The 26,877-nt window shown below is 68.4% G+C and carries 24 protein-coding genes; 21 read left to right on the forward strand and 3 right to left on the reverse strand.

Annotated elements, in window-relative coordinates:
- Positions 1 to 240 precede the first annotated feature (240 nt).
- From DPR14_RS21905 to DPR14_RS21970, 14 genes are all read left to right on the forward strand, one after another.
- Positions 241 to 858, forward strand: coding sequence for an XrtA/PEP-CTERM system exopolysaccharide export protein (locus DPR14_RS21905; protein WP_246148457.1), 618 nt, complete (start codon positions 241 to 243; stop codon positions 856 to 858).
- A gap of 70 nt (positions 859 to 928) precedes the next feature.
- Entirely contained in the window at positions 929 to 2,506 is a 1,578-nt protein-coding gene (locus DPR14_RS21910; RefSeq protein ID WP_158047036.1) for an XrtA system polysaccharide chain length determinant, read from the forward strand.
- Positions 2,507 to 2,618: 112 nt separating this feature from the next.
- Complete coding sequence (locus tag DPR14_RS21915) at positions 2,619 to 3,548, forward strand: P-loop NTPase (RefSeq protein WP_192499096.1); 930 nt, start codon at positions 2,619 to 2,621, stop codon at positions 3,546 to 3,548.
- The gene (locus DPR14_RS21920; protein WP_158047038.1) at positions 3,548 to 5,068 is read left to right on the forward strand and encodes a TIGR03016 family PEP-CTERM system-associated outer membrane protein; all 1,521 of its coding nucleotides are present in this window, start codon (positions 3,548 to 3,550) and stop codon (positions 5,066 to 5,068) included. Before DPR14_RS21915 ends, DPR14_RS21920 begins: the two co-directional genes overlap by 1 nt.
- Positions 5,068 to 6,135: an XrtA/PEP-CTERM system-associated ATPase gene (locus DPR14_RS21925; protein ID WP_158047039.1), complete on the forward strand. Its 1,068-nt coding sequence runs from the start codon at positions 5,068 to 5,070 to the stop codon at positions 6,133 to 6,135. Before DPR14_RS21920 ends, DPR14_RS21925 begins: the two co-directional genes overlap by 1 nt.
- Positions 6,122 to 7,036, forward strand: a complete 915-nt coding sequence (locus tag DPR14_RS21930; RefSeq protein ID WP_192499097.1) for an XrtA system polysaccharide deacetylase — start codon at positions 6,122 to 6,124, stop codon at positions 7,034 to 7,036. Before DPR14_RS21925 ends, DPR14_RS21930 begins: the two co-directional genes overlap by 14 nt.
- A 298-nt stretch (positions 7,037 to 7,334) precedes the next feature.
- A complete protein-coding gene (locus DPR14_RS21935; RefSeq protein ID WP_211103848.1) occupies positions 7,335 to 8,405 on the forward strand; it encodes a FemAB family XrtA/PEP-CTERM system-associated protein in 1,071 nt (356 codons plus the stop codon).
- Between the two features lie 6 nt (positions 8,406 to 8,411).
- Positions 8,412 to 9,683: a TIGR03087 family PEP-CTERM/XrtA system glycosyltransferase gene (locus tag DPR14_RS21940; RefSeq protein ID WP_158047040.1), complete on the forward strand. Its 1,272-nt coding sequence runs from the start codon at positions 8,412 to 8,414 to the stop codon at positions 9,681 to 9,683.
- Positions 9,680 to 11,209, forward strand: a complete 1,530-nt coding sequence (xrtA, locus tag DPR14_RS21945) for an exosortase A (protein WP_158047041.1) — start codon at positions 9,680 to 9,682, stop codon at positions 11,207 to 11,209. The genes DPR14_RS21940 and xrtA overlap by 4 nt, the downstream gene beginning before the upstream one ends.
- Before the next feature lie 50 nt (positions 11,210 to 11,259).
- Complete coding sequence (locus tag DPR14_RS21950; RefSeq protein ID WP_158047042.1) at positions 11,260 to 11,442, forward strand: hypothetical protein; 183 nt, start codon at positions 11,260 to 11,262, stop codon at positions 11,440 to 11,442.
- Positions 11,439 to 12,380 (forward strand): S1 family peptidase, encoded by a 942-nt coding sequence (locus tag DPR14_RS21955; RefSeq protein ID WP_158047043.1) that lies wholly within the window; start codon positions 11,439 to 11,441, stop codon positions 12,378 to 12,380. Before DPR14_RS21950 ends, DPR14_RS21955 begins: the two co-directional genes overlap by 4 nt.
- Positions 12,381 to 12,384: 4 nt before the next feature.
- Positions 12,385 to 13,683, forward strand: coding sequence for an ArnT family glycosyltransferase (locus DPR14_RS21960; RefSeq protein ID WP_158047044.1), 1,299 nt, complete (start codon positions 12,385 to 12,387; stop codon positions 13,681 to 13,683).
- On the forward strand, positions 13,680 to 14,948 hold the full coding sequence (locus DPR14_RS21965; RefSeq protein WP_158047045.1) for a TIGR03862 family flavoprotein: 1,269 nt from the start codon (positions 13,680 to 13,682) through the stop codon (positions 14,946 to 14,948). The genes DPR14_RS21960 and DPR14_RS21965 overlap by 4 nt, the downstream gene beginning before the upstream one ends.
- A 109-nt stretch (positions 14,949 to 15,057) precedes the next feature.
- On the forward strand, positions 15,058 to 15,834 hold the full coding sequence (locus DPR14_RS21970) for a PEP-CTERM sorting domain-containing protein (RefSeq protein WP_211103849.1): 777 nt from the start codon (positions 15,058 to 15,060) through the stop codon (positions 15,832 to 15,834).
- Positions 15,835 to 15,910: 76 nt separating this feature from the next.
- On the opposite strand, the gene DPR14_RS21975 is transcribed toward DPR14_RS21970, so the two are convergent.
- Complete coding sequence (locus DPR14_RS21975) at positions 15,911 to 17,968, reverse strand: ThiF family adenylyltransferase (RefSeq protein WP_158047047.1); 2,058 nt, start codon at positions 17,966 to 17,968, stop codon at positions 15,911 to 15,913.
- 63 nt (positions 17,969 to 18,031) lie between these two features.
- A complete protein-coding gene (locus tag DPR14_RS21980) occupies positions 18,032 to 18,916 on the reverse strand; it encodes a PEP-CTERM/exosortase system-associated acyltransferase (RefSeq protein WP_192499098.1) in 885 nt (294 codons plus the stop codon).
- Positions 18,917 to 19,599: 683 nt separating this feature from the next.
- On the opposite strand from DPR14_RS21980, the gene DPR14_RS21985 reads away from it, so the two are divergent.
- The gene (locus DPR14_RS21985; RefSeq protein WP_158047049.1) at positions 19,600 to 20,382 is read left to right on the forward strand and encodes a LamB/YcsF family protein; all 783 of its coding nucleotides are present in this window, start codon (positions 19,600 to 19,602) and stop codon (positions 20,380 to 20,382) included.
- 516 nt (positions 20,383 to 20,898) lie between these two features.
- Here DPR14_RS21985 and DPR14_RS27550 read toward each other — a convergent pair.
- On the reverse strand, positions 20,899 to 21,558 hold the full coding sequence (locus tag DPR14_RS27550) for a hypothetical protein (RefSeq protein WP_192499099.1): 660 nt from the start codon (positions 21,556 to 21,558) through the stop codon (positions 20,899 to 20,901).
- A gap of 180 nt (positions 21,559 to 21,738) precedes the next feature.
- Between DPR14_RS27550 and DPR14_RS27555 the strand changes: the two genes are divergently transcribed.
- The 6 genes from DPR14_RS27555 to DPR14_RS22015 all read left to right on the forward strand — a co-directional run bounded on the left by DPR14_RS27555 (position 21,739) and on the right by DPR14_RS22015 (position 26,843).
- Positions 21,739 to 22,026, forward strand: coding sequence for a GapR family DNA-binding domain-containing protein (locus tag DPR14_RS27555; protein ID WP_192499100.1), 288 nt, complete (start codon positions 21,739 to 21,741; stop codon positions 22,024 to 22,026).
- Positions 22,027 to 22,163: 137 nt separating this feature from the next.
- The gene (locus DPR14_RS21995) at positions 22,164 to 23,285 is read left to right on the forward strand and encodes a histidine kinase dimerization/phosphoacceptor domain -containing protein (RefSeq protein ID WP_246149398.1); all 1,122 of its coding nucleotides are present in this window, start codon (positions 22,164 to 22,166) and stop codon (positions 23,283 to 23,285) included.
- 204 nt (positions 23,286 to 23,489) lie between these two features.
- Positions 23,490 to 23,882 (forward strand): response regulator, encoded by a 393-nt coding sequence (locus DPR14_RS22000; protein WP_192499101.1) that lies wholly within the window; start codon positions 23,490 to 23,492, stop codon positions 23,880 to 23,882.
- Positions 23,883 to 24,158: 276 nt separating this feature from the next.
- Positions 24,159 to 25,223 carry a helix-turn-helix domain-containing protein gene (locus DPR14_RS22005; protein ID WP_246149400.1) on the forward strand — a complete coding sequence of 355 codons (1,065 nt, stop codon included), beginning with the start codon at positions 24,159 to 24,161 and terminating at the stop codon, positions 25,221 to 25,223.
- Positions 25,224 to 25,369: 146 nt separating this feature from the next.
- Positions 25,370 to 26,128 (forward strand): ABC transporter ATP-binding protein, encoded by a 759-nt coding sequence (locus DPR14_RS22010; RefSeq protein WP_158047054.1) that lies wholly within the window; start codon positions 25,370 to 25,372, stop codon positions 26,126 to 26,128.
- Positions 26,121 to 26,843: an ABC transporter ATP-binding protein gene (locus DPR14_RS22015; RefSeq protein WP_158045825.1), complete on the forward strand. Its 723-nt coding sequence runs from the start codon at positions 26,121 to 26,123 to the stop codon at positions 26,841 to 26,843. The genes DPR14_RS22010 and DPR14_RS22015 overlap by 8 nt, the downstream gene beginning before the upstream one ends.
- Positions 26,844 to 26,877 lie beyond the last annotated feature (34 nt).

Genomic DNA, 26,877 nt, shown 5'->3' on the forward strand with positions numbered 1-26,877 from the left:
CACCCTTGACGAAATCGGCGCGATGTTACGGAAGAACCGGTACGCCAGTCCGACCGGTCACGCTTAGCCCTTTAGTGGTTGCCCGTACAGACCGTTGAAATGCATCTGCTTAGATGATTGTTTTTCTATCGTTTTGGGGCGGGAACTCGGCAATTCGCCTAAAAAGCCGTCAGTTCTAAAAGGGGTAAGTGGGGTGGAGGAATGATCTCGCGCCGTTTTCGCGGTCGGCCGACGACTCTGGTGACGGCATTCGCGTCGGCGTTCCTGGCCGTGGCCGGCCTGACGGCCTGCTCGTCCGCCGACAACCCGCCGGCCCCCGGCACCGTCCAGGCCCAGCAGCCGACCACGCCGGATTATCGCATCGGGCCGCTCGACACGATCCAGATCTACGTGTGGCAGAGCCCGGAGTTTTCCGTGACCGTTCCGGTGCGTCCCGACGGCCGGATCTCGACCCCGCTGATCGAGGACCTGGAGGCGACGGGCAAGACGCCGACCCAGCTCGCCCGGGACGTCGAGGAGAAGCTGAAGGTCTATGTCCAGGACCCGCTGGTGACAGTGATCGTCAGCGGCTTCGCCGGCCCGTTCGACCAGCAGGTCCGGGTCGTCGGCGAGGCGACCCAGCCCCGCGCCATCCCTTACCGAGCCAACATGACGATGCTCGACGTCATGATCGAGGTCGGCGGCCTGACCGAGTTCGCCTCGGGCAACCGGGCGGTGCTGGCGCGCGGCGGCGGCACGAGTTCGGAGAAGACCACATTCAACGTGCGGCTGGACGACCTGCTGCGCGACGGCGACATCCGGGCCAACGTGCCGGTGCTGCCCGGCGATGTGATCATCATCCCGCAAAGCTGGTTCTAAAGCTGGTTCTGGGGCAGCCGGTGCCGGGGACTTCCCGCCCCGGAACGCCAGGACAAACCGGACGGTTCTCATGAATGACCTGACCTTCAACCTCAAAGACCTGCTGCGCCACTACGCTTCGGAGACGTGGGCGCGGCGCTGGTGGGTGGTCGGCATCGTCTGGCTGGTCAGCCTGGCCGGCTGGCTGGTCGTGGCCAAGCTCCCGGATAGCTACAGCGCAAGCTCGCGCGTCTATGTCGATACCCAGAGCCTGCTGAACCCGCTGATGAAGGGCATGACCGTCCGGCCCGACGTGGAGCAGCAGGTCGAGATCATGCGGCGCACGCTGATTTCCCGGCCCAACCTGGAGCAGCTGCTCCGGCTGACCGACCTGGACCTGACGGTCGACAGCGAGGGTGCCCGGGAGGCGCTGCTGACCAACCTGGAGCAGCGGATCAGGTTCTTCGGCGAAGGCCGTCAGATCTTCAGCATCCAGTTCGAGGACAGCGACCCGAGGCTGGCCCACTCGGTCGTGCAGTCGATCCTGCAGATCTTCGTCGAGCAGAATGTCGGCGACAACCGGCGCGACATCGAGCGGACCCGGCGTTTCGTCGACACCCAGATCGCCGATTACGAGAAGCGGCTGAGGGACTCGGAAGCCGCCGTGTCGGACTTCCGCCGGATCAACGCGGAGGAGCTGCGCTACAAGGACGTCATGAACAGCCGGCTCCAGACGGCCGAGTTCGACATCCGCCAGCTGGAGAACCAGCTCCAGTCGACGACCTGGCAGCGCGACCAGCTGCGCGCGCAGCTCGCCGCGACGCCGGAGACGCTGGCCGCGGCCGACGCGGCCCAGGCCGCGGCCGCCTTGGAGGCGACGCCGGCCGGCCAGCGGCTGGAGCAGCTCCGCCAGCAGCTCAGCGACATGCGGCTGCGCTATACCGACCAGAACCCGTCGGTCGCCAACCTGCGCCGCATGATCCAGCAGGCCGAGGCGGACGTCCGACGGCAATCCGCCTCCAGCACGGTCGCCAACCCGATGCGCCAGCAGCTCGAAACCGAGATCCAGCGCCTGGACTCCGAGATCGGCGGCCTGAACCGCCGCATCGAGCTGCGCAACGGCGAGCTGGCCCAGTTGCGCAACCGGCAGAACGAGGTCCCCGCGGTCGAACTGCAGCTCGCTCAGATGAACCGCGACTACGGCGTGCTCCGGCAGAACTACGAGCAGCTGATCGAACGGCGCGAGTCGATCCGGATGGCGGAACGGCTGGACAGCCAGACCACCAACGTCGATTTCCGCGTGGTCGATCCGCCGGTCGTGCCGAACCGGCCGAGCGGGCCGAACCGGATCCTGCTGTTCGGCGGCGTCCTGGCGGCGGCCTTCGCGGCGGCCCTGGGCGTCGTGTTCGTGCTGATCCAGCTGAAGGACAGCTTCACCAACGTCAATTCGCTTCGGGACACCTTCAACCTGCCCGTGCTGGGCAACGTCAGCATGGTCGAGTCGCCCCACCGCAGCCGCTGGCGGCTGCTGGAGGTGTCGGCCCTGGGCGGGTCGGTGGCGATGCTGCTGGTCGTGTTCGCCGGCCTGATGATGCTGTACCAGCCTGGAGCGCCGAAACCGACGCTGTCGGGCCTGGCCGGCGGCCTGTTCGAGCGTGGCGAGACCTGATTCCCGGCGGATGCCGCAAGACCGTTCGATCCCGGCGAAGCCGGGGGATGCCCGGAGAAGGGCTGTTACGAGAAGCTCCCAAGAAAAGCTCCACGAGGGCAAGGCGACGAACATGGATCTGATCCACAGAGCGGTGCAGCAGTCGAGCGCGGCCCGGCGCGGCAACATCGTCGAGCCGCCGGCGGTTGAACCGGCCCCGCGGCCGGCTCCGGCGGCGCCCCCGCCGTGGGAGGCCCGCGAGGCCGTCGAGATCGCGATCGATCCGGCCCGGCTGCGCGAGATGGGCATGATCAATCCGGGCGACCGCCGGTCGCGGCTGGCCGAGGAGATGCGGCTGCTCAAGCGGCGGCTGATCCAGAAGCTGAACCCGCTGGAAGCCGAAGCCGAGGGGCGCACCAACCTGGTGATGGTGACCAGCGCCGTTCCCGGCGAAGGCAAGAGCTTCATCTCGCTCAACCTGGCGCTCAGCTTCGTGGCCGACGAGCATTTCGACGTGCTGCTGATCGACGCCGACGCGATGCGGCCGAGCATCCTGCGCATGCTGGGGCTGCCGCCGTCGCGCGGGCTGTCCGACCTGCTGCTGGAGCCGGGCCTGGACCCGTCGGAGGTCCTGCTGCGCGACCAGCGGATGCGGCTGACCATCCTGCCGTCGGGCGGAGAGGTGCCGTCCGCCACCGATCTCTACAGCAGCCCCGCCATGAAGGAGCTGATCGACCGGCTGGCGCGGTCCCAGCGCAACCGGATCGTGATCCTGGACGCTCCGCCGGTGCTCGCCACCACCGAGCCGGTCGTGCTGTCCCACATCGTCGACCAGGTCCTGCTGGTGGTCGAGGCGAACCGGACCGCCCATTCCCAGGTGCAGCACGCCCTGGACCTCCTGGAGCCCTGCGACAACGTCAACCTGATCCTGAACAAGTCGGCCGCGGGCAAGACCAGCGAGCATCTCGGCTCCTACTACAGCGGCTACGAGAAGGGGCGCTACGGCGGGCGCGGCTACGGCAAATCCGGGGGCTCCGCCGGCGCCGCCGAAGAGAAGGCCTGATGACTTACCGAACGGAACGTCGGCGGGCACTGCTTCCCGCCGCCGCGCTGCTGGCCTTCACCCAGACCCTGGGTCCCGCGTCCGTCCTCCCCGCCCGGGCCGCCAACATCCAGGCGGAAAGGAGCGCCGGGTTCGACGTCACGATCACCGACAACGTCGACCTGGAGCCGAACGACCGGGCGGACGCCGCCCTGATCCTGTCGCCCTTCGCCGGCGTCAACGTGCGCGGAGAAGGCGGCCGGGCCGATTTCATCTTCGACTACCGGCTGACCCTGGACACCATCCTGTCGAAGAACAGCGACGTGAACGTCCGCAACGACTTCATCGGGTTCGGCACCGCCGAGCTGGTCGAGGACATGCTGTTCGTCGACGTCACCGGATCGGCCAGCCAGCCGCTGATCGACCCCGGCGGCAGGACTTCGACCACCGCGTCGGTCGGGCGCGGCAGCCGGACCCAGGTCGTCGGCGGCTCGATCAGCCCCTATCTGCTGAACCGGTTCGGCAATGTCGCCGAGAGCGAGCTGCGCTACCGCTATTCCTACACCTTCGTGGGCAGGAACGAGGTCGGCGACAGCACGACCAGCGAGGTCCGGGCGCGCCTGTCCACCGGACCCGTGTTCTCGCGGGTGGCGCTCGACGCCATCGCGGAGTACGAGAACACCGACTCGGAAAGCAGGACCGGCGACATCGAGCGTTCGACCTTCCGGCTGAACGGCCAATACGCGGCGTTCCGGCAATTCTTCCTGCTCGGCTCGGCCGGCTACGAGACGATCGAGACCAACTCGCTGAACGACGACCCCGACGGGCCGATCTGGTACGTGGGCTTCCTGACCCGGCCGGGACCGCGCACAGAGCTGCGCGTGACCTATGGCGAGCGCTACGGCGAGCCCGACTACAACGGCTCGCTGACCTACCGGATCACGCCGCGGCTGACCTTCCAGGCCAGCTACGTGCATGTCCTGGAGACGACCCAGCGCCAGTTCAGCAGCTTCCAGCTCGCGGTGGACCCGTCGGGCCAGCTGATCGATCCGGTCACCAACCTGCCGGTGGACATCACAGACGTCGGCCCCGGCTTCGGCCTGCGCACCGAAGCCTTCATCGCCAGCCGGTTCCAGACCTCCCTGGTCGGCAACTACGACCGCAACACCGTGACCCTGGCCGGAACGTCGGAAGAGCGCGAGTACGACATCCGCCCCGACGAGCGCTACCTGTCGGCCCGCCTGGGCTGGACCCGGCGGCTGTCGCCGCAGACCAACCTGATCACCGGGGTCGGATGGCGCCGCACCGAGAATGACGCCGCGACGGCCGGCACCGCCGGCGGTGCCGCCCCGGCCGCCGGCATCCTGGGTCCCGCGGCGCCCGAGAGCGATACCTTCAGCGCCCGCATCGCGTTGACCCATTCCCTCGCCAAGGACGTTCTCGGAAGCGTGGCGCTCGGCCGCACCCAGCGCGTCGCCGACGACGAGGCCGACGAATACACCGAGAACTCCCTGACCTTTGGCGTACGGATCGTGTTTTGATGTTCGAGGATTTTTACAATCTGACCGGGTCGCCCTTCAAGCTGGGGCCGGACCATCGGTTCTTCTTCCCGAGCCGGAACCACGACAAGGCCCTTTCCTACCTGAGGTACGGATTGCAGCAGGACGAGGGGTTCATCGTGGTGACCGGCGACATCGGAGCCGGCAAGACGACCCTGGTCAGCCAACTGTTCGCCGAACTGGACCGGAAGCGGTTCCTGGCGGCGCAGATCGTGACCAGCAACATCGACGCCGACGACGTGGTCCGCATGATCCTGTCGGCCTTCGGGGTGACGCCCCGGACCACCGACAAGGCGGGGCTGCTGCGCGCCTTCGAAAGTTTCCTGCTGTCCCAGCACCGGGCCGGGCGCCGGGTCCTGCTGGTTGTCGACGAGGCCCAGAACCTGCCGCTCCAGACCATCGAGGAGCTGCGCATGCTGTCGAACTTCACGGTGGAGGGCGGATCGCTGTTCCAGAGCTTCCTGGTCGGGCAGCCGCAGTTCAAGGACGTGCTGGCCGACCCGGCTCTGGAGCAGTTCCGCCAACGGGTGATCGCCTCCTACCATCTCGGCCCGCTGTCGGAGGAGGAGACCGCCGAGTATGTCCGGCACCGGCTGCGCCTGGTCGGGTGGAACGACGACCCCGCGATCGACGCCCATGCCTTCGCGCTGATCCACCGGCACAGCGGCGGCATCCCGCGCCGGATCAACACGCTGTGCAGCCGCCTGCTGCTGTTCGGCGCGCTGGAGGGGCTCCACGCGATCGACGCGCCCGCGGTCGAGGCCGTGGTGGCCGACCTGAACACCGAGGTGACCGAGGCGTCCCATGCCGGCGGCACCGCGAGAAGGGCCGGGAGCGGGACGGGCGGCGACGTGGCGACCCTGCTGGCGAGCCTGGACGAGCGGCTGGGCCGGCTGGAAAGGCTGACCGAAACGGTCAATTCCCACGACCGGACGCTGCGCCACCTGCTGGAGACGGCAATGGGCTACCTCGCGCTGAACGCGGCCGGCGCGGGCTGGAACGGATCCGCGGCCAGGATGGCGAGGGAGGGCGACGATGACCGGACGTGACGCCGCCAACCCTGCGATCGTCAACGCCATGTCGGTGGACGTGGAAGACTATTACCAGGTCTCCGCCTTCGCCGGCACGGTCGACCGTGCCCGGTGGGACGGGTTCCCGTCGCGGGTCGGCGACAACACGCGGCGCATCCTGGACCTGTTCGCCGGGGCCGGCATTCGCGCGACCTTCTTCACGCTGGGCTGCGTCGCCCGGCGCGATCCGTCCCTGGTCCGGGCCATCGCCGACGCCGGCCACGAGGTTGCGAGCCACGGCTGGGAGCATCGGCGCGTCGGCGAGCAGACCCCGGCGGAGTTCCGCGCCGACGTGTCGCGCACCCGCAAGCTGCTGGAAGACCAGTCCGGCCAAGCCGTCACCGGCTACCGCGCGGCCAGCTTCTCGATCGACCGCGGCACTTGGTGGGCGTTCGGCGAGCTTGCCGAGGCGGGATACCGCTACAGCTCCAGCATCCATCCGATCCGCCACGACCATTACGGCGTGCCCGATGCCCCCCGGTTCCCCTTCGCACCGGTCGAGGGCCGGGACTTGGCGGAGATCCCGGTCGGCACGGTGGATCTGGCGGGAAGGCGGCTGTCCTGCGCCGGCGGCGGCTTCTTCCGCCTGCTGCCCTACCGCTGGTCGTCCCATGCGATCGGCAGGGTCAACCGGACCGAAAACCAGCCCGTGACCTTCTATTTCCATCCCTGGGAGATCGATCCCGGCCAGCCGCGCATCAGCCCGGCGCCGCTCCGCTCCCGGCTCCGCCACTACACCAACCTGTCCGTCATGGAGGCCAAGCTGAAGCGCCTGCTGGCCGACTTCCGCTGGGACCGGATCGACCGCGTCTACCGGGCGACCCTGTCTGAAACACGAAAGCATAAAGGGGAAGGCGAAATGACTTCCTTCTCATCATGACCGGACTTCATCCACGCATGTCCGGCACGGTTGTTGCTTGTTTCTCACAAGGCTTAGCTATGGGCAGAAGCGCCCCCTTTTCGTCATACCCGGACTTGATCCGGGTATCTCCCCGCACGGCGGCGCTGACGGAGTCCGCAAGCGATGACCGGGTCAAGCCCGGTCATGACGATGAAGGGAGGAGCGCCCCACCAGAAAAGCGTCCACTGGTTGAGGCGGCAATTACCGTGCCGGACAGCCGTGGACTTGATCCGGGTTCCAGGCGCGAAGCCCCGAGGGGGATGATCGGGGAGCGGCGATGCCGGACGCCCACGGGGACGGCGGCGGAATGACGGCGATGGTGGAGATCGGGGCGCTGGACCCGGCGGCGGAGCCGGCGTGGGAGGCTTTCGTCGCCGAGTCGCCGGAAGCCACGTTCTTCCACCGCGCCGGATGGGCGCGCGTGATCGAACGGAGCTATGGGCACCCGACATATTTCCGCTACGCCAGCCGCGGCGGCCGGATCGTCGGCGTGCTGCCGCTGGTCCATGTGAAGAGCCCGCTGTTCGGCAACGCGCTGATCGGCACCGGGTTCTGCACCTTCGGCGGCATCGCGTCGGCGGACCCCGCCGCCATCCAGGCGCTGGCCAAGGACGCCGCCGAGCTGGGCGCCCGGCTGGGCGTCGACCATGTGGAACTGCGCCACGTGGACGCGCTGCCGATCGGCTGGGCCGTGAAGTCGGAGCTTTACGCCGCGTTCCGCAGGCCGCTCGACGCCGATATCGGGGTGACCTGGGGAACCCTGCCCCAGCAGAAGCGCCAGGAGCTTCGGCGGAGCATCCGCGGCGGCCTGCGCCAGCAGGTCGGCCCCGGCCTGCTCGACACGTTCTACCGGATCTACGGCACCAGCGTCCGCAATCTGGGCACGCCGGTCTATCCACGCCGCTTCTTCGCCGCCATCGCGGAGGAGTTCGGCGAGGCGGTCGAACTGGCGGTGGTCCATGGCGCCTCCGGCCCGGTCTCGGCCGTGATGGCGTTCCATTTCCGCGACACGGTCTGCCCCTATTTCGCGGGCGGCCTGCCGGAGGCGCGGACCGAGCACGCCTACGACTTCATGTACTGGTCGCTGATGGACAGGGCGACCGGAAGAGGCGCCCGGCTGTTCGACTTCGGCCGCAGCAAGCGCGGGACGGGAGCCTTCGACTACAAGCTGGGCTGGGGGTTCGAGCCCCGGGCGCTGCACTACCAGTTCCATCTGGTGCGCGGGCGCGCGTTGCCCGAGGTCAACCCGCTCAACCCCAAATACCGCGCGATGGTGGAGACCTGGAAGCGCCTGCCGCTGCCGGTCGCCAACCTGATGGGTCCCGTGATCGCCCGCCAGATCGGCTGAGCCGCCATGAAAGACCTGCTGTTCCTGGCCCACCGCATTCCCTACCCGCCGAACAAGGGCGACAAGATCCGCTCGTGGCACCTGCTGCGCCACCTGGCGGAACGCTACCGCGTCCATCTCGGCTGCTTCGTCGACGATCCCGACGACCAGGTCCACGAGCCGGTGCTGCGGGCGCTGTGCGCGAGCTGCCATTTCGTCCGGATCGACCCGGGCTTGGCCAAGCTGGGCAGCCTGCGCGGGCTGGCGACCGGGGAGGCGCTGACCTTCGCCTATTTCCGCGACGCCGGGCTGACGGAGTGGGTGCGCGCGACCCACGCCGCCCGCGCCGTCGCCGCGCAGTTCGTCTTCTCCTCCGCCATGGCGCCCTTCGCCGAGGCGGCGGAGGATTTCCGGGGCCGGCGGATCGTCGATTTCATCGACCTGGACAGCGACAAGTGGCGCCAGTACGCCCGGACCGGACGGGCGCCGATGCGCTGGATCCACGGGCGGGAGGCCCGGTTGCTCGGCCGGGCGGAGGTCGCCATCGCCGGCCGCGCCTCCGCCAGCCTGTTCGTCAGCGAGGCCGAGGCCGACCTGTTCCGCCGGCAGCCGGGCGTCGCGGCGGAGCGGGTCCACGGCCTGGGCAACGGCGTGGACCTGGACTATTTCGACCCCCGCCGGGACTATGCGGACCCTTATCCGCCGGGTGGGCCGGTGCTGGCCTTCACCGGCATGATGGACTACCGGGCCAATGTCGATGCCGTGCGCTGGTTCGCGGCGGAGGTGCTGCCGGCGATCCGGGCGCGCCACCCGGAGGCGCGGTTCGCCATCGTCGGAGCAAAGCCCGACGCCTCGGTCGAACGGCTGGCCGGGCAGCCGGGCGTGATCGTGACCGGCCGCGTGCCGGACGTGCGCCCCTATGTCGCCCACGCCGCCGTCGCGGTGGCGCCGCTGCGGATCGCGCGGGGCATCCAGAACAAGGTGCTGGAGGCGATGGCGATGGGGCGTCCGGTGGTCGCCACGGCCCAGGCCCACGAGGGGATCGACGCCGGGCGGGATACGCATCTTCTGGTCGCCGACGATGCCGCCGGTCTGGCGGCGCAGGCCTGCCGGCTGCTCGGCGACCGGGCGGAGGCGGAGGCTTTGGGAGCCCGCGGGCGGCGCCTGCTGCTGGACCGCTACACCTGGGAAAGGCGCCTGGCGCCGCTCGACGGCATCATGGAGCGGGCGCCGGCGGTGTCCCCGGCCGCGCCGGCGGAAGCCCGCTCCCTCGGCCGGTCGTGCCAGGGGCGGGCATGACCCAGCGGGCCGAAATGGATGGCGGCTACTACGCCGCCACCGCCACGCCTCCGGCCGACCCGGCCTGGCCGCGCGCCATCGCCTGCTTCGCCGGGACGGCGGCACTGCTGGTGGCGCTGCTCCACGACGTGGCCGGGGCCATGGTCCATACCTGGTGGACCAACGTCACCTACAACCACGGCTTCCTGGTGCTGCCGACCAGCCTCTATCTGGTATGGCTGCACCGGGACGGGCTGCGCCGGCTGACGCCCCGGCTGGAGCCGCTGGGGCTGGCCGCCCTGGCCGGGATGATGCTGGCCTGGCTGCTCGGCCGGGCCGGCGACGTGCTGGCGGTGGAGGAGACGGCGCTGGTCGGCATGCTGGTCGCGCTGTTCGTCTTCGTGTTCGGCCGGGCGGTGGCCCGGCGGGTCGCCTTCCCGCTGGCCTTCCTGTTCTTCATGGTGCCCGTGGGCGACGCGCTGATCCCGCCGCTGCAGGATTTCACCGCCGTCTTCGCGGTGGGGCTGCTGCGCCTGATCGGCATCCCGGTGTTCCACGACGGGATCATGATCGAGATCCCCAACGGGCTGTTCCGGGTCGCCGAAGCCTGCGCCGGCATCCGCTTCCTGATCGCCAACGTGGTGATCGCGGCCCTGTTCGCCCACCTCGCCTATGCCAGGCTCTGGAAGTTCTGGCTTTTCCTGGGCATCGGCTTCGTCCTGCCGATCGTCGCCAACGGCTTCCGGGCGTTCGGGATCATCCTGATCGCCCACCTGACCGACGGCAGGCTGGCGGCCGGCGTCGACCACCTGGTCTATGGCTGGATCTTCTTCTCCTTCGTGATGATCCTGCTGCTCGCGATCGGCAACAGCTTCGCCGACCGCCGGCTGGGCGACTTCTCGCGCGAGGCGGCGGTGCCGCCCTCCGGGGCTCGCCGGGGCTGGTCCTGGCGCCTGCCCCGGGCGCTGCCGGCCGTCCTGGTGGTGCTGGCGGGTCCGGCCTATGCCTGGACGGTGATGAGCCCGCCCGACATCCGGCCCGGCCCGGCGGCGCTGCCGGCCCCGGACGTGGCCGGCTGGACCGCCGCCCCGCCGACCGACTGGCGGCCCGCGTTCCCCGGTGCCGACCGCACGCTGCTCGCCGGGTTCCGGGGGCCGGAAGGCCGGCCCGCCGAGCTGTTCGTCGCCCACTACGCCTACCAGCGGCAGGGCTCGGAAGTGGTCTATTACGCCAACCGGCTGGAGGGGGACGGCTGGACGCGCGTCGAGAGCCGCACGGTCGAAGGCGTCGGCGGCATGCCGCCCGCCCGGCTCGACCGGATGGTGCGCGGGCAGCGCCAGCGGCTGGTGCTTTCGTGGTACTGGGTCGGCGGACGCTTCACGGCGAGCCAGTATGAGGCCAAGTTGTACCAGAGCCTCGCCACCCTGCTCGGCATCCATCCCGCAGCCGCCGCGGTCGCCCTGTCGGTCGAGCGGCCGGAGGACGCCGCGCGGTTCTTCGAGGCTTTCGCACCGGAGCCGTACCTGGAGCAGGCCGCCGCGCGATGACGTTCTCCTGATGAGGTTCCCCCCGATGAGGTCCCCCCCGTTGAGGTTCCATGGATAGCCTGCTGTTCCTGTTCTCGCTGATCGGCGTCGTGGTCATCGTCGGCTGGGCCGTGATGAACGACAGGGTCCCGGACGGCGGCAAGACCACGGGGCTGCTCGCCATGCATCACCCGGACGAGAACCAGCCGGACCGGAACAGGCACACCGCCCGCAAGCGCCGGCGCCCGCGGTGAGGGGACGCATCACGGGAGCGGCGCTGCTGGCGGTTCTCGCGCCCGCGCTCGGCGGCTGCGCGGGGCTCGCGGCACCGGAGCCCGCCGCTCCCGCGAGCCCCGCCGGGGCGGAGGCGTTGCCGCCGGTCGTGACCTGCCATGAGCCGGGCCGGGACCTCGTCCTTCGGGTGGCCCCGGCGGAGTGCCGGGGCAGGATCATCGACGAGGCGGAGGCGGCCGCCCTGGCGACCGCCCGGGCCCGGCGGCAGCGGGCGCAGATCGTCGGTGACCGCCGCTCCCGTCCGGACGACAAGGTGGAGATCCGCAGCGCCGGCTCCGGATTCTTCATCAACGGCCAGGGGCAGGTGCTGACCGGCTTCCACGTGGTGGCGCGCTGCGCCGCGCTGACCGTCTCGACGGTCGAGGGCGGGCGGAAGCCGGCCAGCGTGGTCGTCTCCGACTACGGCATGGACCTGGCGGTGCTCCAGGCCAAAGCGAAGCCGAAGCGGTTCGCCCGCTTCAATCCGGCGCCCGAGCGCAACCGGGGCATGGACGCCTCGGTGGTCGGGTACCCGGCGCTGGGCGCCGCCACCGTCGTGCCGAGCCGCACCGCGGTTGAGGCTTGGCCGGCCCAGGTCACCTCCGACATGCTCGGCGGCGGGACGGAGTTCTCGGTCGAGGGACGCATCCGCGCCGGCCACAGCGGCAGCCCGGTCCTGGACGAGACCGGCAGGGTGATCGGCCTGATCCGCAGCAAGGTGGACGAGGTGACGACCTACCGCGAGACCGGCCGGTTCGTCGACGACGTGGCCCAGGCCGTCACCAACGAGACGATCTTCCGGTTCCTGGCGCCCCAGAACATCGCCTACACCACCCAGGCGCGCGGCCCCGCGCTGTCCGACGAGGACCTGCTGGACCGCGCCAGCGCCTTCGCCGCCCGCGTCGAATGCTGGAACTGACACCGTGCGCCGGGACCTGACAGGCGGAAATGCCCGCTTCCTGATCGCCGTGGCGGTGCTGTTCCTGGGCACCCGGATCGGCTGGATGACGGCGGTCGACGCCGCCCCGATGAGCGACCAGCTCTGGTACTTCGAGCGGGCCGTGGGCCTGCTGAACGGCGAGGGCTATTCGGTCGGAGGGCAGCCGACGGCGTTCTGGCCGGTCGGGTACCCGGCGTTCCTGGCCGGGCTGTTCGCCCTGTCCGGTCCCGGCGTCGAGGTCGCCAAGGCCGCCAACCTCGTGCTGTCGGCGGCGGCGCTGTTCTTCCTGTTCCGCATCGCCCGGAGAGCTGCCGGGTCGGAGACGGCGGCCCGGGTGGCGCTGGTGCTGGCGGTTCTGTCGCCGACGCTGATCTTCTACACCGAACTGCTCTATGCCGAACTGCTGTTCATGGCTCTGCTGCTGGCCGGCCTGGACGCGCTGCTGGAGGCACTGGACCGGCCCGGCTGGCAAAGGGCGGCGCTCGCCGGCATCTGCTTCGGCCTCGCCGCACTGGTCAAGACCCAGGCGCTGCTGCTGCCGGCATGCGTGCTGGCGGCGGCCTTCGTGCTGCGCCGGGCGGGCTTGCGCCGGGCCGCGGCGCTGGGGCTGGTGCTGCACGCCGCCTGCTTCGCCGTGATAGCGCCCTGGACCTTGCGCAACGCCCTGGTCCTGGGCGAGCCGGTGCTGGTCTCGACCAATGGCGGCTTCAACCTGTTCATGGGCAACAATCCCTGGAACCGCTGGGGCAACTACATGTGGCCGGCCCCGCCCGGGTTCGCCGCGGCGACGGAAGGGCTGGACATCCTGAAGCCGATCCCCGACGAGATCGCCCTGAACCGCCGGCTGAACCAGGCGGCCCTGTCCTATATCCGCGAGAACCCGGCGCAGGCCCTGCTCCGGGTGCCCTACAAGCTGGACCAGTTCTTCCGGTTCGACCCGCTGCCCCTGAACCAGGCGGAGATCGGCGCCCGGCGCAACGGCCAGGATGTCGGCGCCCTGGTCGCGGCGGTCACGCCGCTGGCGCGGCTGTGGCACTGGGGCATGGTGGTGCCGGCCTTCCTGTTTCCGTTCCTGTTCCCTTGGGCGCTCCGCCCGCGCGACGCGGCGCTGGCGGCCTTCGTCCCGATCGGCTATTTCGCCGCCATCACCGGCGTCTTCTTCGGGGAGCCCCGGTTCAACCTGCCGCTGCTGCCGCTGTATGCGCTGCTCGCGGTGATGCTGGCGGCCGGCCTGCTTCGGACGGTGCCCCGGCCGGGAACGAGGTTCGGGAAGAGAGCATGAGCGCTGCCGGTTCCACGGAAGCCGCCGGCCGGGTCGCCGGCCGGGTCGCAATCATCGGCGGCGGCCCGGCCGGCCTGATGGCGGCGACCGTCCTGGCGGAGGCGGGCGCCCGCGTCGAGCTGTTCGACGCCATGCCGTCGGTCGGGCGCAAGTTCCTGCTGGCCGGGCGCGGCGGACTGAACCTGACCCATTCGGAACCCCTGGCGGACTTCCTGCAGCACTACGGCGACCGGGCGCCGGTCGTGCGGCGGTGGCTGGAGCATTTCTCCCCGGGCGACCTGCGGCTATGGGCCGCCGGTCTCGGCATCGAGACCTTCGTGGGCAGCAGCGGGCGGGTGTTCCCGGTGCAGTTCAAGGCGTCGCCGCTGCTCCGCGCCTGGCTGCGGCGTCTGGACGGCCTCGGCGTCTCCTTCCATGCGCGCCACCGCTGGATCGGTTTCGACGACGCCGGGAAAGCCCTGGTCCGGGGTCCGGACTGTGTTTCCCGCCCCGTCGCGGCGGATGCGGTCATCCTGGCGCTGGGCGGGGCGAGCTGGCCCCGGCTGGGTTCCGACGGCGGATGGACCGGAATCCTGGAAGCCCGCGGCATCGCGGTTCGGCCGCTGCGGCCGGCCAATTGCGGGTTCGACGTCGCCTGGGAGCCGGGCTTCATCGCCCGGCACGAAGGGGAGCCGTTGAAGAACCTGGCGTTAAGCTTCGACGGCCGCACGGTCCGCGGCGAACTGGTCCTGACCCGCACGGGGATCGAGGGCGGAGGCGTGTACGCCCTCAGCGCCCCGCTGCGCGACGCGATCGAGCGCGACGGGTCGGCCTGCCTGACGATCGACCTGCGTCCGCAGCTCTCCGCCGAGCAGGTGCGCGACCGGCTCAAGCGGCCGAGGGGGTCGGAATCCTGGTCCACCTGGCTGCGCAAGTCAGTGAATTTGACAGGTCCCCTGCCCGGACTGCTGCGCGGTGTCGCCGGAACCGACGCCGGCCCCGCCCGGATCGCCCAGCTCGTGAAGGCGTTGCCGCTCCATTTGAGCGGCATCAAGCCGATCGAGCGCGCGATTTCCTCGGCCGGAGGCATCGATCTGGACGAATTGGACGATGATCTGATGCTGCGGCGCCTTCCCGGCGTGTTCGCGGCCGGGGAAATGCTGGACTGGGAAGCGCCGACCGGCGGCTACCTGCTTCAGGCCTGCTTCGGCAGCGGCGTGGCCGCCGCCCGGGGCGTCCTGGCGAAGCTGCGTCAGGAAACTTTACACCAGCCGCCGGGCGCCTGAAGTCAGGAACGGCAAACCCTTGATATGACACATACTCCCAGATATGGCACATGCCTTGCTTGCTTCTCCGGGCAATCGCGGTTTGCGACTTGGAGGAAAATCTAATGAAGTGCATTGTCAAGAAGGCCATGACTGCAGCCGCCGTCGGCGCGGTCGTGGCGCTGGGCGCGGGATCGGCCATGGCGGCGCCGACGCCGGTCGCCGGCGTCATCGTCGGGGGCCCGGCGAGACCACGTTCAAGTTCTCGAACCTGACCGAGACCTTCGTCGACAGCGTCGGCGACGAACTGTTCGGCTTCGGCCGCGTCACCCAGATCAACGACCTGAACGAAGGCGAGTTCTGCGTCGCCGGCCCCTGCGAACTGACCTACACCTTCACGGACTACACCGTCACCAGCTTCGATCCGACGGGAGTGGGCGACAACACCGCGGTGTTCGACGGCGGCATCATCAACTTCTTCCTCGACGACTCGCCGGATTCGAGCCTGGAAAACATCACCGGCTTCGACGACGGCACCCCGTGGCTGTCGCTGGTCGGGCTCACAAGCACCGAGACGACCGGTCCCAACGCGGGTGCCACCGGTACGCTGTTCAGCTTCGGCACCTCTTTCGCCGAATCCGAACTGATCCGCGGCTTCGGTGCCGGCAACCTGTCGATCACGGGCGGCGAAGCCGCCGAATACTTCGGCTTCGGCACCCCGGTGACGCTCAGCAGCAGCTTCCAGCCGTCGCCCGCCGGCTGGGCGCTGCCGCTGTCCGGCACGGCCGAGCTGCAGGTGATCGCCCAGGTCCCGACCGAGGTTCCGGAGCCCGCCACCCTTGCCCTGCTGGGCATGGGCCTGGTGGGGCTCGGGGCAGCCGCCCGGCGGTCGCGCAAGGCCGCCTGACCGCTCCGACCTCCACGGAGCGTAGACGTGACGAAGGCCCGGGAGCGATCCCGGGCCTTTTGTCCTTGGACGTCGTTCAGGCGCTGCGGGCGACGGCCGGGTCCTGCTTCAGCTCCTCCCCGTCCGTCCGGCGGGCGTCGCCGACGATCAGGTCTTCCAGCGGCCTGCGGTGCGAGCGGCTGGCCGGGCGGGTCGTCTTGGGACGGCCGATGCGGCCCATGAAGATCAAGGCATCGACCTCGTGGCCGGACACCCGACCCAGTTCGACCGCCAGCTTTTCCGCCTTGGCGATCAGCTTCGGCGCCTCCGTGAACCGCGTTCCGGCGACGGCGTAGCTGGCGAAGGCGAGCGGCGCCAAGCTGGGCTGCAACGCCAAGCCCAGCTTGGCGGCGGTCAGCCAGAAGCGTTGCAGCCGCTGCCCGGCGGCCAGTAGTTCCTCCGCCGTCGGCCGGGTGGCGCGGGGGGTGCTCCAGCCGATCGTGAAATGCCCGGCGCAGGCCATTCCCGGCAGGATGTCCAGCTGAAGCCTGGCGGCCCCCGTCCCCAGCAGGTTCATCCGCTCGACCCGCGACCAGTCCTCCATGGCCCAGCGCATAAGCTTGCGGGTCGTGCCGTCGAGGCCGATGGCGGTGGACGGCAGGCCGTGCGGGCTGAACGGGTTCTCCCAGTCGATCATCCGGCGGTGGACGTCGAAGGCCTCCCGGCAGCGCAGGCGGATGTCGGTGGCCAGCCCGTTGAGGCGGGAGAACTTCCAGCGCTCTCCCCGGCTCTCGAACCAGGAGAGGGTCAGGTCGGGACCCAGCGCCTCGGCCAGCGCATCCTTCTGCGCCTGCGTCAGGCTGTCGCGCTTGTAGGCGGTCCGGTCGACCGACCGCAGCTTGACGAAACCTTCCAGCGGGTCGGGACGGATGCCCGGCTGCTTCGGCAGCCTGACCTTGATCCGGCTCTCCGGCCGGCCCGTTTCGGCGGAGGTCGCGCGTTGGTGCGTCCACTCCATCCGCCGCCCGAACCGGGATGCCGCGATGGCCATGGTCTCCAGCAGATGGCCGACCGACAGCAGCGTCGGCTGGCCGTCGGCATATTCGTAGACGTTGGCGCCCGCCTCGTTCCGGACCAGCACGGTCACCGAGTCGTCTCCGTCGATATGGAAGCGCCAGGGCTGGCTGTTGTCGCCGCTGGGCGCCCAACGGGCGAGGTCGAGGATCCGCTCGATCTCCGAGGCGCGCGGCTCCGGCTTCGCCTGGGGGGCGTTGCGGGCGATCGCCTGCATCATGCGCATGCCCAGCTTCTGCTTGAACCGCTGGCCGACATGCCGGCTGCCGCCCGGCAGCTTCTTGCTGACGAAACGGCCGCGGTAGGCGTCGAACTGGTGGAACCAGGGAGCGGCCTTTACGCCGCCGCGGTTCAGCAGGATGCGGAGCGCCTCGATCCCGGTGACTCCGGCGCAGATCTGGCAGGCCATGCCGGTGGACGGTCCGCGCTGGTTGACCAGGTCCAGCCGGGACGGATCGACCAGATAGGAGCGGTGCAGTCCGCGCGGCGTCAGCCCGACCAGGAAATTGACGTATTGCTGCTCGATCGGCTGGCCTTCCAGGCCGAAATACTGCTCGAACGTCATGCCGCCGGGCATGAAGACCAGATAGGCGGTGCCCATGCCGATCGGTCCGGCGGTGATCGCCGGGATGCCCAGCTCGGCGCAGCGGGCGAACACCTTGGCACGCATGTCCAGGACGAAGAAGTCGAAGCCGTCGATGAACAGGTCGGCGCCGTCCAGGAACTCGTCGATGTTGTCGTCGCCGATACCATTTGGAAAACGCCGGATCTCGGCGGTCGGGTTGATGTCGCGCGCCATGCCGGCCATCACGTCGACCTTCGGCCGCCCGAGCGTGGCGGTGCTGGCGCCGATCTGCCGGTTGAAGTTGACCGTCTCGAAGACGTCCATGTCCGAGATGTTGAACGCGCCGATGCCCAGCCGCGCCAGCGTCAGCAGATGGACTCCGCCGACGCCGCCCATGCCGGCGATGGCGACCCGCTTGGTGCGCAGGATCTGCTGCTCCCACTCGGTGACCCACCCGATGTTGCGGCTGAATGCCTCGTCATAGTCGAAGTCGGAACCGCGCACAGGCATGGTCATGGTCGGCATGTTCCTCAAAATCGCGTCCCGGGCGGCCGGTTCGTCCCTGTCAGCGCTCCCCGGTCAGTTGGCGACCGCCAGGCAGGCCGACCGGGAAGGAGCGGTGACCGCGACCGCTTCGGCCGGGCTCGTTTCATCCAGCGGCCACAGGCGGCCGCCATCGGTAATGATTTCCCACACGTCGGGACGCTCGGCATGGACGCGCCGCAGCAGGGCGCCGAGGTCGGCCCAGCAGGGCTGCCGCCGTCCATGGTAATCGACCAGCGATCCCAGCGGGTTGAAATGGATGCCGAGGCGGGTCAGCAGCCGAAGCAAAGCCGGCTCCATCACCGCGGCCCAGTGGGTGATTCCCTCGCGCACGCTCATCTCGACACAGGATTTAATGAGCCCGAGCGGCAGATGAAAGAGCATCTTGCGCCATTCTTCGGGAGACAGGGTCGCTTCGACCCCGGTTTCCGGCACGTGCTGGCGGAAACTCTTGACGATCGAGAAGCGCGAGATCTCGGCCGTGCGGTAGACCGGGAACGGGGCCACGGAGTCGGCGGCGATCGCGCCGGCGATCCGCTGCATCGGCAGCACGCGGCGCTCCCCGCCGTCCTGCGGCAGCACGAGGCGGACCGTGCCGATGGCGTTGCCGGTGGCGCGATGGGTCAGCAGGGAATGGACGGAATGACCGTCGAAGGAGTCACGCTCGAACCCGTCAGGGTTGTTCGCGGGGTCCTCGAACTCGTTATCGATGCAGTAAACCTGAAAACGAATACGGAAACAGTTGTTCTTAAGTTCTGATGTCGTCGCGACGGAAGAGCCAAAAACCGAATTGTAATATTCAAGGCCGGTGAAACCAGTAGACTTTCGAGAGGCCGTGATATCGTTCGTGAGTGAAGTGGCGTTGCCGATGGCGTGCCCTTCGGATACGAGCCGCTCAACTCCAGATCTCGAATGGTACATGGTGTCTTCCAATTTGTTTTTGGTTGCACAAACCACCGTGGCCCGGTGATGGCGGCTCCTGCTCATGGTCTCCCGGCGACGGTATGGCCCCGGTCGCACGTGTCTCGGCGCAGCCGCGCTGGCCCGGCATTGCCTCACGGTGTGACACGGAGCGGGGGCAAGTCCCGGGAGATCCCCGGATGGCTCCCCGCGCCCGATGCCGTTCAGCGCAGCCGAATGCAGCGAGCGAACTGCAAATTCGCACTTCAACAAGTCGCTACAAGGGAAACGGGCCTTGTAAGGCCAGGCCGCTTACAGCAGATCAAGCATAAAGTCGGATATACGGTTCTTCGCCATGTATCAAAGCACTCAAAAGTTAAATCTCACTTAATTGAGCGCAGTTCAACTTTATGCCACGGTCGCGAATGTATTCGAAATAGAGAAAAATTTGACGTGGCAAAGATGTGACCTCGATGAGAATTGCTGTGACTTTCAGGAGCTAATCCTGTGAATTTTCCGGCATAATCATCGTCAATTTCGAAGGATGATCAGCTTATTCAATTAACCGATTTGCAAAGATTCATTGTCCTCGACGCGGTTACGCCGGCCCGCGGAGTCCGGCTGAACCCGGTTGTCCCGGGGCTGCGAAACCGTCATTCTGAAGCCGGCTTTCGGCAGGCGAGACCGGCGAGGACGGTGAAAGAATGGCAGGGGTTTCCCGGGTTGACCTGAACTGTGACATGGGCGAGAGCTTCGGCGTCTACACGCTGGGCAACGACGCCGACATGCTGAAGATCGTCACCAGCGCGAACGTCGCCTGCGGGTTCCACGCCGGCGATCCCCTGGTGATCGACCGCACCGTGCGACTCGCCCTCGACGCGGGCGTGGCGGTCGGCGCCCATCCCAGCTTCCTGGACCAGTGGGGTTTCGGCCGCCGCCCGATCCTGGGGGAGGACCCGGCCGACATCGAGAAGATGCTGGTCTACCAGATCGGCGCGGTGCAGGCGCTCGCCGCCGCCGCAGGCCACCGGGTCACGCATGTCAAGGCGCACGGCTCGCTGGGCAACATGGCGGCGGTTGATCCCGACCTGGCCCTGGCCTGCGCCCGGGCGGTGCGGGCCGTCGACCGCGACCTGATCTGCGTCGTCATGCCCGGGATGGAGACCGAGCGCGCCGCCGAACGGATGGGCCTGAGGATCGCGCGGGAGATCTATGCCGACCGCACCTATGACGACAACGGCAACCTGACATCGCGCAAGAAGCCCGGCGCCGTGCTGCACGACGCCGGGGCGGCGGCGGGCCGGGTCGTCCGCATGCTGGAGGAGGAGGCGATCACGACGGTGAGCGGCGCCCGGATCCCGTCACGGATCGATACCATCTGCGTCCACGGCGACAATCCGCAGGCGGTCGGGATGGCGCGGACGATCCGCGGGCGCCTGGAAGCCCTCGGTATCGCGATCGAACCGTTCAGCCGGACCCTGGCGTGACGGATCGGCATGACGATTCAGGGATGCGCCCCTTCGGCCTGCCTGGGCACGGTCCGCCGCTGGCCGGCACCGTACTTGCCATTCAACCGTGAGAAATGTTCTCGGCGGTAAGTTCTTGCCAAGATCGTCATGACCGGGCTTGACCCGGTCATCGCTTGCGGACTCCATCAGCGCCGCCGTGCGGTGAGATACCCGGATCAAGTCCACGGCTGTCCGGCACGTTTTTTGCTGATCAACTATTGAGAACATTCCTGGCGACTGTTTTCTCCTTCGGTTCGTCATCCGCAGGCTTGACCCGCAGATCTCAAGGCACGGAGGCTTCGATGCTTCCCGCGAAAGATGGCCGGATCAAGTCCGGCCATGACGAAAACGGAGTACTCCTGCCCGCGATTAACCCTTTCCGGTAATAAGCAATCACCGTGCCGGACAGCCGCGGGTCAAGCCCGCGCATGATGAAGATTAGGGGTGCCCCACAGACGCGGATTTTGATCCGTGCATGACGAACACCGGCACGGATCACGGCCGGTCGAAGATCGGCGGATTCGCCTGCGTCCGGATCGTGGTGGCCGAGCTTCCCGGAGGGGCGTTCTCGCGCCGGGTCTGGCCGAGCGTGTCGGCCGCTTCGCCCGACACGGTGTCGGAATGGGACGCCGACCCGTCGGGAGTCGCCCAGCCGACGCTGGTGGCGCCGCCCGCGGAGGCCGGGCCGCGGAGCGGTTCGCCGTCGGGACCCAGCAGGACCGAAGCGCTGTCCCGCGCCGATTTGCCGGTGCCCGGCATGCCGACCAGCCGGTCCGGATCGGGCGAGCGGACCGCCGCCCGGTCCGACATGCCTCCCGAGACGTGGGTATGGTGACGGTCCGGATCGGTGTAGAGCCGCGATCCCCGGCCGGCGTCCTTCCGGCTGTCGCGCTGGTAGCGATAGCCGAGCCAGGCGGCCAGCAGGATGGCGGCGCTCGCGGCGAACATCACGACGGGCACGGGATGGTCGCGGATCACCGCGCTGATGCCGCCCGACTGGCCGCTCCAGCGGCGGTCGCGGCCGTCGTCGACATCGCCGCCGATGCGGGCGCGGCCATAGGCACTGGGAGTGTCGTAGGGGATGTACGGATGTTCGGGCGTGTTGCTGAGGTAACGCCGGTTTTCGGTATCGGAAGCGGGTATGGCGTCCACCATTTTTTTGCCCCATTCGTTGGTTGTTGCTTGGGGGCCGCCGCGGCGCGACGGCTATGCGATACCAACCGCGGGGAACGGCGGAACGTTCCGCAGCCGCCCCGCCGCGGCCTTGTTGCCAGAACCGGCGCTTGCCGGTATGACGCCAATCCCGAACCCCAGCCCCACTCACGGAGCCTGATCTTGATCGACGCTGGCGCTACGACGGCCGAACAGTTGAAGCAGTTCGCCGACCGCATGGAAAACTTGCTGAACGAAATCGACGGACTGAAGAACGACCTGAAGGACCTCAAGGGCGAGGCGAAATCGGCCGGTTTCAACATCAAGGCGCTCGACCGGCTGGTCGCGATCCGCCGCAAGGACTCGGCCGATGCCGAGACCGAGCTGCTCAACGACCTGCTGCTTTACGCCCACCACACCGGCACCCACCTCGATCTCGCGGTTCCGGAGATGGCCGAAGAAGCGGCCTGACCGGCCGCGCCGGGCGGGGCTCGACATCGGGCTCCGCCCGGTGCATCATCGCGCTCCGCCGGATTGCCGGCCGGACGGGCCGTCCGTATCGCTCCGCTTCCGGACGACCCCTCGATTGATTGGAACCACTAAGCTTGATGGGCACCGCCATTCCTGGCCAGCAGATCTCCGAGATCCAGCGGCTCGAAGCACTTCGCCGATACGGCATACTCGATACCCCCCGCGAGGAGGAGTTCGACGACGTCACGCGCCTTGCGGCCTATGTCTGCCGCACGCCGGTCGCCCTGGTGAGCTTCGTCGACGCCAACCGCCAGTGGTTCAAGTCGGAGGTCGGGCTGGGCGCCAGCGAAACCGCCCTTAACGCTTCGGTCTGCCGCCTCGTCATCCGGCAGTCCGGGCTCTTCATCGTGCCCGACCTGGCCGCCGACGGCCGGTTCTCCGACAATCCTCTGGTATCCGGCCCCCTGGCGTCCGGCTCCCCGGGCATGCGGTTCTATGCCGGCGCGCTGCTGCAGACCGCCGACGGGCATGCGCTCGGAACGCTGTGCGTCCTCGACCACGAGCCGCGCCCCGGCCTGGACGAGGAGCAGAAGGCGGCCCTGTCCACCCTCGCCCGCCAAGTGATGTCCCTGCTGGAGCTGCGCCGCTCGATCCAGCAGAAGGAACTGATGCTCAAGGAAGTCAACCACCGGGTCAAGAACAGCCTCCAGCTCGTCTCCAGCCTGCTGCGCCTTGAAAGCCGCCAGATCTCCGACCCGGTGACGCGCCGCCATTTCGACGAGGCCTGCGCCCGCGTGGCCACCATCGCCCGGGTCCACGAGCGCCTGTATATGACCGACAAGGTCGGCGTCGTGGAATTCGGCCTGTTCCTGCGCGACCTGTGCGCCGACCTGGCCCACTCCGCGATGGTCGAGCAGGGACACAGCATCGAGGTGGAGGCCGATACCCACGAGCTGGCGACCGACAAGGTCATCCCGCTGGCGCTGATCGTCAACGAGCTGCTGACCAACGCCGTCAAATACGCCTACCCCCAGGGCCGCCGCGGCGTCATACGGGTCCGGTTCAAGACCCTGCCGGACGGCGGGTTCGAGGTCGGCGTCGCGGACGAGGGCGTGGGATTGCCCGCCGGGTTCGATCCCGCGACGACTTCGAGCTTGGGAATGCGCATGGTCTGCGCCATGCTGGGACAGGTCGGCGGCGAAATGACCTGCCAGTCCGGTCCGACCGGCACCATGTTCCGGATCCACGCCGCCGGGTGACCGCGCCGGAAGGGCCGGCAGCCCGTCGGGCGGCCCATTGGAACAACCGCTTTTTAGGCACTTGGACGATTCGAGCCGCAAGGTGTTGATCCCTTGCCACTTCCGAGTCCCGAACTGTAGCTTGGTCCGATGCACGCAATCTCTAAAATTAGACTCGTTCACTCCAGGCCCGCCGCCCCCCTGCCCTCGGACCGGCAGGAACCCGTGCAGTCGCGCAGCATCCGCATCCTGATCGTCGAGGATGAGGCGATCCCGGCCATGCTGCTGGAGGAAATGGTCGAGGACCTGGGTTTCACCGTCTGCGGCAAGGCGGTTTCCGGTCCCGGCGCCGTGATGGCGGCGGAGGACTACCGGCCGGACCTCATCCTGATGGACATCCGGCTGGCGCAGGGGACGGACGGCATCGACGCCGCCGTCGAGATCCGCCAGCGCCTCGGCATTCCGTCCCTCTTCATGAGCGCCTTCAGCGACCAGGCCACCATGAAGCGGGCCCAGGCGGCCCAGCCGGTCGGTTTCGTCGGCAAGCCCTATGACGACGCGCGGCTGGGCGCGGCCCTGACCGCGGCGCTCCAGGGCATGGGGCTGGCCGAGGACTGAGATAATCCGTCCTTGATGCCGATATCCCGACTCCTGCCCTCGAATGATCCGGACACTTCATGCCGGCGCTGTCAGGTATATGTTGAAGTAAGCAGGAGAATACCGCTACACACCCGCATATCCCGTCGTTGAAAGCACGGGCCGGATCTTTGCCGAGGGGCAGCCGAAACGTTGCGGAAATTTAGCGATAAACTCGAATATCAGCCGGCAAAATCCTGTATCGTCTTCCGTCCGCGTCTGGAAGACTATATCGCCCGGTTCGATCGATTGCGCCTCGTGCTTCTGTCGGGGCCTTCCGGCATCGGCAAGACGACCCTGCTGGCACGCTGGCATGCGATCGCGCGCAACCGCGGCAGTGCCACGGGATGGCTCTCCCTGCATCGCAACGGCCATGATCCGAAGCGTTTCCTGGCGGATCTCGCGGAGGTGCTCGAACCGGTCCTGCCCGCCTTCGGGCGGCGGGTCTCAAATCTTCATGCCGGCGGGTCCCAGCCGATCCTGGAGGAGGTCCTGTGCGATCTGGCGGGGGAGCTGGACCGCCTGGGACGCCAGATGGTCCTGTTCCTGGACGATTACCAGGCGGTGACCGACCCGGCGGTCCATCGCGACGTCAACCGGATGCTGAGCGGCCTGCCCGCCTGTTTCACCCTGGTGATCGCGACGCGCGCCGATCCGCCGCTGCCGCTCGCGCGCCTTCGCGGCTGCGGGACGCTGCTGGAACTGCGCGCCGCCGACCTGCGATTCACCCTGGACGAGGCGCGTTACTACCTGACGCGGGTCCAGGCCCTGGACCTTGCCGAGGATCAGGTCCGGGAAGTGACGGAGAAGACGGAAGGCCGGATCTCGGCCCTTCAGCTGGCCGTGCTGACCCGGCGCCTGATGGCGAAGGAACGGGACGCCTTGCCGGAGATCCGCCACCGCGCCGACCAGTGGCTCGGGAGGGCCGACCCCGATCGGCCCGATGGCCCCCCCCAGCCCGACGACCTGCTGCTCCGAGGCTTCGCCGCCGTCATGGTGGGTTATGCGGCGGGCGCCGCAAGCGACCTGGAATCCGCGATGGCCCAGTGCCGTGACGCGATCGAGATATCCGGCCGCGTGCTGGAGACCCTCCAGCCCGAAGCGGCGCGGCCGGCGCCCGCGTCGTCGGACCGCCTGCACCACCGCGAAATCCAGATCCTGCGGCTCGTTTCGGAAGGGTTGCGCAACCGCCAGATCGGCGAGCGACTGCGCATCTCGGAAGACACGGTCAAATGGTACATGAAAAGGTTGTTCGCCAAACTGTACGTCACCACCCGGACAAGCGCGGTCGCGCGGGGCAGGGAAATGGGCTATCTGCCGTAGGTCTTTGGAGTTTCAGCAGAATGCCACCCTTTCGGGTGGTGCGTCCCGTCCCCCCCTGTCCCTAACTTCACGCAAAATCCAGGACATCCGACGGCATGCCCCGGCGACGGGAGATCCGGCGGATCGTCCGATAAGGGGAGGTGCGCATGGACGGGGATCACATACTTGAAACCCGGAATCTGACGAAGGAATTCAAGGGCTTCATCGCGGTCAAGGACGTCAACCTCCAGGTCCGCCGCGGCAGCATCCATGCCCTGATCGGCCCCAACGGCGCGGGCAAGACCACGGTCTTCAACCTGCTGACCAAGTTCCTGATCCCGAGCGGCGGCCAGATCCTGTTCAACGGCGCCGACATCACGCGGGTCAAGCCGGCCGACATCGCCCGGCGCGGCCTCGTACGCTCGTTCCAGATCAGCGCCGTCTTCCCGCACCTGACCTGCCTGGAGAACGTACGGGTGGCGCTGCAGAAGCGCCTGCGCGGCGACAACTTCGACTTCTGGCGCTCGGAGAAGGTGCTGGAGGCGCTGGACGGCCAGGCCGGGGAACTGCTCGAGTCGGTCAACCTGGCGGCCTACCGCGACATTCCCGCGGTCGAGCTGCCCTACGGCCGCAAGCGCGCGCTGGAGATCGCCACCACGCTGGCGCTGGAGCCGGAGCTGATGCTGCTGGACGAGCCGATGGCCGGCATGGGCCACGAGGACATCGACCACACCGCGGCGCTGATCCGCAAGGTCTCGGCCAACCGCACCATCCTGATGGTCGAGCACAACCTCTCCGTCGTGTCCGACCTGTCGGACACGATCACGGTGCTGCGCCGGGGCGAGATCCTGGCCGAGGGACCTTACGCGACGGTGTCCAAGGACCCGCAGGTGATGGAAGCGTACATGGGGACGGGACATGCCTGACGGGGCCGCGACGACGACAGGGATGCTGGAGATCCGGGATCTTCACGCCTTCTACGGCGAGAGCCACATCCTGCACGGCGTCAGCCTGGACGTCCGGCGGGGCGAGGTGGTGACCCTGCTGGGACGCAACGGCGCCGGCAAGACCACGACGATGCGCTCGATCATGGGCATCGTGGGCCGGCGCACCGGCTCGATCCGGCTGAACGGGACGGAGCTGACGGGGCTGGCGTCGAACCGGATCGCCCGGCTGGGGATCGGCTACGTGCCGGAGGAGCGGGGTATCTTCTCCAGCCTGAACGTGGAGGAGAACCTGATGCTGCCGCCCACGATCAAGCCGGGCGGCATGGACGTGGAGGCGATCTACCGCCTGTTCCCGAACCTGAAGGAGCGGCGGAAGAGCCAGGGGACGCGGCTGTCGGGGGGCGAGCAGCAGATGCTGGCGATCGGGCGGATCCTGCGCACCGGGGCCGACCTGATCCTGCTGGACGAACCGACCGAGGGGCTGGCGCCGGTGATCATCCAGCAGATCGGCCGGGTGGTGCGGGAGCTGAAGCAGAGCGGCTTCACCATCCTGCTGGTCGAGCAGAACTTCCGCTTCGCCGCCACCATCGCGGACCGCCACTACGTCATGGAGGAGGGGCACATCGTCGACATGATCCCGAACGACCAGCTCGAAGCCAACATGCACAAGCTGCACGAATATCTCGGCGTCTGATCAAGCGGAACAGCGCAGAACAAGGTAACAGGGG

This window comes from Skermanella pratensis, from assembly GCF_008843145.1.
In the GTDB taxonomy this organism is placed as follows: domain Bacteria; phylum Pseudomonadota; class Alphaproteobacteria; order Azospirillales; family Azospirillaceae; genus Skermanella; species Skermanella pratensis.